Consider the following 7,473-nt stretch of genomic DNA (forward strand, 5'->3'; position numbering starts at 1 on the left):
GTGCTCGAGTCCGGCCATTCCGTGCGTATCGGAGTGATTGACCGTCCTGGTGTCGTCGCCGAGTCGTAGCCATCGCCGTCGTGGCAGCATCCTGGAGCCCGACCCACGCGAGGCCCCTCATTCTACGCCCGCCACCGCCGACGTCCGATCGATCGCAACGCGACGCCGCTCTCTCCACCCTTCGACCATGGCCACCGCGAGTGGCAGGACGAACAGGGTGAGCAGCGTCGAGCTCAGGACACCCCCGATGATCACCGTGGCCAGGGGGCGCTGGACCTCGGCGCCCACGCCGGCGGAGATGGCCATGGGGATGAAGCCCGCGGCGTCCGTGATGGCGGTGGCGAGCACGGGCCGCATCCGGATGCGACCCGCTTCGCGAACCGCGACCGAGAGCTCCGCTCCTTCCTCGAGCAGGCGGCGGGCGGTCGAGATCAGCACCTGACCGTTGAGCACGGCGATTCCGCTCAGAGCGATGAAGCCCACGGCCGCGCTCACGCTGAAGGGCATGCCGCGCAGCGACAGCGCCAGGACACCGCCGATGCAGGCCAGGGGAATCCCGGTGAAGACGATCAGGGCATCGGACGCCCGGCGCAGGCTCAGGTAGAGGAGGAAGAACACCAGCGCCAACGTCACCGGCACGAGGACCAGGAAGCGCGCATTGGCCTGCTGGAGGTTCTCGAACTGCCCTCCGTATTCGATGGTGTAGCCGACGGGAAGGTCGACGTTCGCGGCCAGTCGCTCGCGGACTTCCTCGACGTACGAGCCGATGTCGCGGTCGCGTACGTTGCACTGGACGACCGTGCGGCGGCGGCCCCACTCGCGGGTGATCGTCGACGGTCCCTCGGACCTCACGATCCGAGCGACGGCCGACAGCGGAACGACCGCGCCGGACTCGGTCGGCACGAGGGTGGCGGCAAGGGCATCCGGATCCCTGCGGGTCCGGTCGGAAGTGCGCACGACGAGCGGGAAGCGCAGCTGCCCGTCCTGGATCTCTCCGGCGGGAATCCCTCCCACGGCCTGCGCGGTCTCCAGCACGTGGGCCCCGGACACGCCGAGCCGGGCGATCGCGTCGTCGTCGACCTCCACGCGCAGGACCGGCTGGCCGGTGAGCTGCTCACCGCTCAGATCCGCGGTGCCCTCGATCCGGTTGAGTTCGAGCTGGATCTGGTCCGACAGCGTGGTCAACTGATCGAAGTCGTCGCCGTAGATCTTGATCCCCAGGTCGGAACGGATGCCCGCCACCATCTCGTTGATCCGCATCTCGATCGGCTGCGTGTAGGCGACGGTCTGTCCCGGCAGGACGGCCAGGACCTCCTCGATCTTCTGCACGAGTTCGTTCTGCGTCCGCGCCGCAGTCCATTGCGACCGTGGGTGCAGCGTGAGGAAGACGTCGGTGAGCTCGGTGCCCATCGGGTCGGTCGCCACCTCCGCCGAGCCGATACGACTCCAGACGTGGGCGATCTCGTCGGGGAATTCCTCCAGCAGCAGTTTCTCCATGCTGGTGTTGTAGGCGACGGACTCCTCGATCGAGATTCCGGCCAGGCGGACCAGGTTCATGGTGATCGCGCCCTCGCTCAGGCGAGGGACGAACTCCGAACCGAGACGACCCGCGAGCAGCGACGTGCCCACCAGGAGCAGCAGGATCCCCACCACGGAGACTCGTCGCCAGCGCAGCACGACGTCGAGCGCCCGGGAGTATCCTTCGCGGAGGAACAGCGTCGCCCGGCCCTCGCGGGAGGCGCGGGCGCGGGGCAACCACCACAGCGAGAGCGTCGGTGTCAGCAGGATCGCAATGGCGAGGGCTCCGACGAGTGCGAAGATCAGCGTCAGCGCCATCGGCCGGAACATCTTGCCTTCGGTACCACCCAGCAGGAGGACCGGAACGAGGACGAGCGTGATGATGAGCACTCCGAAGAAGACCGGGCGCACCACCTCCCGGCTGGACGCGGCGATCGCGTTCACACGCTCGCTCCGCGTGAGCGGTCGTCCGAGTTTCTCCTGGAGCTCGCCGAGGCGTCGGAGGTTGTTCTCGGCCATGACCACCGAGCCGTCGACGATGATTCCGAAGTCCAGGGCGCCCAGACTCAACAGGCTGGCGGCGATGGCCATCGACTGCATGCCCAGCGCCGCGAGGAGCAGCGACAGGGGAATGGTCAGGGCGATCACGAGGCCGGCACGCAGGCTGCCGAAGAGGAAGAACAGAACGAGGATCACCAGGCCGGCGCCGTACAGAAGATTGTGCCGGACGGTGGCGATCACCTCGTCGACGAGTTCGGTGCGGTCGTAGACCACCTCGACCACCACGTCGTCGGGTAGCGACGCGCGCACCTCGTCCAGACGCTCGCGCAAGGCGGTGGCGACCTCGCGGCTGTTCTCTCCCATGAGCATGAAGCCCAGCCCGAGCACGACCTCGCCCTCGCCGCCGGCGGTCACCGCACCCCGGCGGATCTCGTGGCCGACCCGGACTTCACCGAGATCACGCACCCGAACGGGAACGCCATCGCGCGTGGCGACGACGACGGCACCGATCTGTTCGACCGTCTCCAGGCGGCCGATGCCGTGGACGAGGAGGTCCTCGCCCGAAACCACCACGCGTCCGCCGCCCACGTTCTGGTTGTTCGCGCGCAGCGCGTCGACCACATGGTCGACGGTGAGCCCGTGGGCGACGAGGGCGCGCGGCTCGTACACCACCTGGTACTGCCGCTCGTAGCCACCCCACGAGTTCACCTCGGCCACGCCGGGCACGCGGCGCAGTTCCGGGCGGATCACCCAGTCGTGCAGGGTCCGCAGTTCCTCGAGCGAGCGCGTGGGTGAGGACAGGACGTAGTGGAAGACCTCGCCCAGGCCGGTGGCGATGGGGCCGAGCGAGGGGCGTTCGATGCCCTCGGGCAATCGGACGGAGTTGATGCGTTCGAGGACGAGCTGACGGGCGTCGTAGACCGACGTTTCGTCCTCGAAGGTCGCCACGATCTGCGAGAAGCCGAACTTGGACACCGAGCGCACGTTCGCCAGTCCGGGAAGGCCGGAGATCGCCGTCTCGACGGGGAAGCTGATCTGACGCTCGACTTCCTCCGGCCCGAGTTCGCTGGCGACCGTGTTGATCTGGACCTGTACGGGGGTGGTGTCGGGGAAGGCGTCGACCGGAAGGGTCACGAGCGCACGCACGCCGCCGAAGAGCGCCAGGGCGGCGAGGGCGAGCACCACGGGACGGTGCTCGAAGGACAGGTTGACCAGGCGTTCGAGCATCTCAGCCGACCTCCCGGCAACGGAGCACGATCAGTCGACGCATCCCGCCCCCAGTCGTGACTTCTGGAACTCGGACTTCACGAGGAAGCTACGGGCAGTGACGACCTGCTCCTCGCCGACGAGTCCGGCACGGACGACGGCGCGGTCTCCGGCGCTCCGGCCGGGCAGCGAGGCGAGCTGGACGCGACGCACCTCGTAGAGGCCGTCGCCCAGATCGACGAACACGAAGGGTTCGCCCCCGAAACGGTGGACGGCGGATCGCGGCACGGAGAGCGCGGTGCCGACCGCGCCGACTGCGACCTGCGCGTCGACGAACATGCCCGCCTTCCAGTGGCCCGCGGGATTGGGGATCGCCGCGCGGACACGGGCCATGCGCGTTCCCGCGTCGAGATGGCTGGAGACCCAGGTCACCGTGCCCCGGGTGCGTGCGCCGGTCGCCGTGGAATGGACTTCGACTGCCTGTCCCGTGGCCACGAGACCCAGCTCGTGTTCGGGCACGGAGACGGTCACCCACATCTCGCGGATGTCGGCGAGGCGGATCAGCTCGTCGCCCAGGCGCACGACGTCCCCGACGACCGCCGAACGATCGACGACGGTGCCCTCGAAGGGCGCGACCAAATCCAGCGTCGAGCCCGCGCGCTCGCCGCGGGCCATGGCCGCCAGGTCTTCGGACGCGATGCCGAGGTCCCCGAGGTTCTGCTCGAGCGCCCGGCGTCGGGCTTCGACGGCGGCCAATGCCGACCGCGCGTCGACCAGGTCGCGTTCGGCGGACACCCCGCGTTCGTGGAGCTCCGCTTCACGTTGCAGCGCGCGGCGGGCGGCGTCTTCCGCGGCCACGGCTGCCTGGAGTTCGGCGCGGGCCTCGGCGACGGCGGGCGAGGACAGGGTCACCAGCGGCTCCCCGGTGCTGACCACGTCGCCGAGATCCACGTGGACCTGGCGGACGACGCCCTCGACCAGAGGGGTGACGCGTGCGAGGCGGTTCTCGTCGTAGCCCACTTCGCCGATCGCCTCGACCGCGCTCGTCGCCTCGAGTGACACGGGGCGGTTCGAGGCGACCCCGGACAGACGCGCCGAGTCGGCGCTCGGCAGGCGGATCTTCAGGCCGCCGCCCGGCGTGAGGCCGTCCGCGAGCTCGGGGTGGCAGATTCCGCACTCGGCCTCGGCGAGCTCGTGTTCGGTGCACCAGAGTTCCGTGGCGGCTTCCGGGATCTCCGTCGGGGTGTTCGTGAGCGCGGGCCGGCAGGCCACACATTCGTCTTCGTAGAGGCCGTGCTTCTCGCAGTAGAGGCGATCGGCATCGCGCAGATCGGGATGGCAGATCCAGCAGCGGTCCTCGTAGCGCTCGTGTTCGGAGCACCACAGGCGACCGGCATCGCGCAGCTGGGGATCGCAGATCCAGCAGAGCGACGCGTCGATGCCGTGGGGCGAGCAGCTCGGCGCGGCGGCCTGCGCGTGGGAGTCGGCGACCTGCGTCTCCTGCGGCCAGTTCACGACGGCGAGGGCGGCGATCACGGCCAAGCCGAGGCCGAAGACGAGACTCTGGCGTGGGAATGTCATCGTGGGTCCTCCGCGGGGGAGTGAGGGGCCGGCGCAGTGATCCCGCGCCCGAGCAGCGATTCGATCTGGACCACGACCCGGTCGTAGGTCGTGTGAGCGCGGAAGCGTCCTTCCTCGGCGGCCACGAGGGCGCGCTGGGCGTCGAGCAGTTCGAGCGCCCCGAACTTCCCGGCCTCCTGGCCGATCCGGACGCGGTCGAGGGCGTCCCGGGCGCGCGGCACGATCCGCTCGTCGTAGTCCTCGAGCGCACCGGCGCGGACGTGGAGTTCTTCGAGCGCGTTGTGGAGCTGTGTGCGGAGTTCGAACTCGAGCGCTGCGAGATCCCCGTCGGCAGCCTCGGTCCGGCGCGCGGCAGCCTGCCGCGCGGCGTCGCGACGATCGAAGAGCGGGAGTTCGATTCCGATTCCGGCCACGAAGTCCTGGTCGCCGCCGTCGTGCAGCCAACGGATGCCGGCGCGTGGAGTGATTTCCGGCCAGCGGGCACGGGCAGCGAGCTGCTCGCCGCGACTCTCGATCTCGCGGCGCCAGCGCGACTCGCGCAGCAGCGGGTGGTGCTCGATCAGCTCGCGCTCGAGAGAGTCGACGCCGCTCAGGGCGACGTGGTCGTCGGATCGGCCGGTGAGGTTCAACGGCTCGTCGAGGGATTCCACCCAGAGAGCCGCCAGTTCGCGGTGGGCGATACGACGTTCCGCCCGGGCCGCCTCGAGATCGGAACGCGCCGTCTCGGACTCGACCTCCGCGCGCAGCAGCTGGATGGGTGAGGCTTCGCCGGCGTCGACCTGCGCCGTGAAGGCCTCGACCGTCCGTGCGGTCAGGTCCAGGCGCCGTTCCGCGAAGTCGACCTGGTCATCGGCGACGAGTGCGCGGTGGTACGCGGACCGGGTCGCCGCCAGGAGCTCCCACTCGGCACGCTCGAGCGCGGCACGCGCGAGGGCGGTGCGCGCTTCGGCGACGCTCGCCCGCCGGCCCCGAGTCAGGAGCGGATGCAGGGGCCAGCCGAGCGAGAGCGCGAATTCATCGGGTTCGAGGCCGCTCTGGTCGTCACCGCCGAAGCCCTCGGCATCGAGGCCGAGGCGGGGGTTCGCCCAGGCATCGGCCTGTTCACGCTCGGCCTCGGCCGCACGGACTCGCGCTTCCGCCGCGGCCACCGAGGGGTGTCGCTGCCGGACCAGCTCGAGGGCCCGGTCGAGCGTCAGCCGATCCGTCGGGTGCGCGGGATCCGCTGTCGCGGACGCGGACGCTGCGGCCCGTGCGGGCCCCATGGACCACGACGGGGCGACGGTCGCGCCGACAAGGACGAAGCGCACGATCCAGGTCGTGAGAGAGATTCGGAACACAGTCGTGTCTCCGGGTGACGACAGCACGCCGCACGCACGCGATTTCGCGCGTGCGATCACCGTCGTGATACGGGAACGACCGTGTTCTAGATCAGCAGTGGGAGTGGATACCCGGGAAAGGCGGCGGAGTCGGTTTCGCGTGGGGATCCGCCACGGGCGGGACCGCGAAGCGGCGCGTCATGCTTCTTCGCGAGCAACTTCGCGGGGAGCAGGCCGTCGCAGACACTCGCGGCCTCGCCAAGCGAGTGCGGTGCTGCCTGCGGAGCGAAGGGTTGCGTCGGCACCTCATCGAAGGCACAGCAGTCCTCTTCGGCGCAGTCTCCGTCGGAGGGCTCGCTCGTGTGGCAATCGACCTGCCAACAGGCCAATTGCGGACTCGACGCGAACCCGCGTTCTCCCGAGTCGGCACAGAAGGTCTGGACGAAGGACCCGTCGGCCCAGCCCAGGCTCGCCAGAATCACGGAGACGATGGTGATGACGGTCTTGGCGTGCATCTGCCGGCCGATGACGGAGGAACGAGACGATGATCCCGCGACTGCCGCGGAAGGGTAGCGCAGTCGGACCTGGTCAGCAAATCGCGGGCCTGTCTCGCCGGCGTCGGGGTTCGCCGTTCTTTGCAGAGAGGCTGCTGTCGAGGTTCGACGGAGGAGGTCGTCTGGGGACGAATCGCAGCCGGTGATGGGGCCCAGGCGAAGCCCTGCGCGCCGGAATCGTTCGTTCGGGGGGAGGTAGGCGGTTGCTCCGCAACGAGATGTCCGCCTGACGCGCCGGGTGGCGAGGACGAGAGCGTCGGAAGACCCGTCCGTGGTAGCGATGGCTGATTCCGTGAGGTATCCTCCGGGGCGCCAAGGAGTTGGGCGCGCCCGTAGCTCAGTAGGATAGAGCATCGGACTTCTAATCCGCTGAGACGCGTTTTCATCAACCGACGTCGAGCCCTCGTAAGTGGCAGCGTCCCAACGTATTTCGTTCTGGCCCAGCGGCTTAGGTCGCTGGGCCTTCTTCGTGGGGAGGGAGTCCGAGGGAGTGCTGGGGAGTGGGGAACCGCGGTGATATTGTAGCCAAGTTGTAGCCAATCTCGTTCCGGATGCATGGCCCCGTCACGCCTGCTGCTCGCCTTCACGTGGTCCCAGCAGCTCACAGGCACGAACCAGCTGCGTTGCATACGCATCTGCCGTCATGCGAACCCATGACGGGCGAATCCTCCCCACCCATAGCAGCGTTAGCCAGAGGCAGATGCCTACCGTTACGAGTGCGGTGGCGGTCGGGCTGTGCCCGCCGGCGAGGTCGACGACGACCCGGATGGTACTGGTCAATAGTCCCACCAAAGCCG

General features: G+C 69.1%; 5 protein-coding genes. All 5 read right to left on the bottom strand.

Features of this window, described 5'->3' with window-relative positions; all coding sequences use genetic code 11:
* Positions 1 to 117: 117 nt before the first annotated feature.
* Positions 118 to 3,246, bottom strand: a complete 3,129-nt coding sequence (locus VKA86_17760) for a CusA/CzcA family heavy metal efflux RND transporter (protein HKK73052.1) — start codon at positions 3,244 to 3,246, stop codon at positions 118 to 120.
* 30 nt (positions 3,247 to 3,276) lie between these two features.
* Positions 3,277 to 4,806, bottom strand: coding sequence for an efflux RND transporter periplasmic adaptor subunit (locus VKA86_17765; GenBank protein ID HKK73053.1), 1,530 nt, complete (start codon positions 4,804 to 4,806; stop codon positions 3,277 to 3,279).
* The gene (locus VKA86_17770) at positions 4,803 to 6,143 is read right to left on the bottom strand and encodes a TolC family protein (protein ID HKK73054.1); all 1,341 of its coding nucleotides are present in this window, start codon (positions 6,141 to 6,143) and stop codon (positions 4,803 to 4,805) included. Before VKA86_17770 ends, VKA86_17765 begins: the two co-directional genes overlap by 4 nt.
* Positions 6,144 to 6,229: 86 nt before the next feature.
* Complete coding sequence (locus tag VKA86_17775) at positions 6,230 to 6,637, bottom strand: hypothetical protein (GenBank protein HKK73055.1); 408 nt, start codon at positions 6,635 to 6,637, stop codon at positions 6,230 to 6,232.
* A 603-nt stretch (positions 6,638 to 7,240) separates the two neighbouring features.
* Positions 7,241 to 7,473 (bottom strand): hypothetical protein (locus VKA86_17780; GenBank protein ID HKK73056.1); only part of this gene is annotated, 233 nt, incomplete at its 5' end.

This window comes from Candidatus Krumholzibacteriia bacterium (genome assembly GCA_035268685.1).
Taxonomy (GTDB): domain Bacteria; phylum Krumholzibacteriota; class Krumholzibacteriia; order JAJRXK01; family JAJRXK01; genus JAJRXK01.

Coding starts and splice junctions, on each gene's coding strand:
- VKA86_17760 (HKK73052.1), bottom strand. CDS start 3,246: ATGCTCGAACGCCTGGTCAACCTGTCCTTCGAGCACCGTCCCGTGGTG.
- VKA86_17775 (HKK73055.1), bottom strand. CDS start 6,637: ATGCACGCCAAGACCGTCATCACCATCGTCTCCGTGATTCTGGCGAGC.
- VKA86_17765 (HKK73053.1), bottom strand. CDS start 4,806: ATGACATTCCCACGCCAGAGTCTCGTCTTCGGCCTCGGCTTGGCCGTG.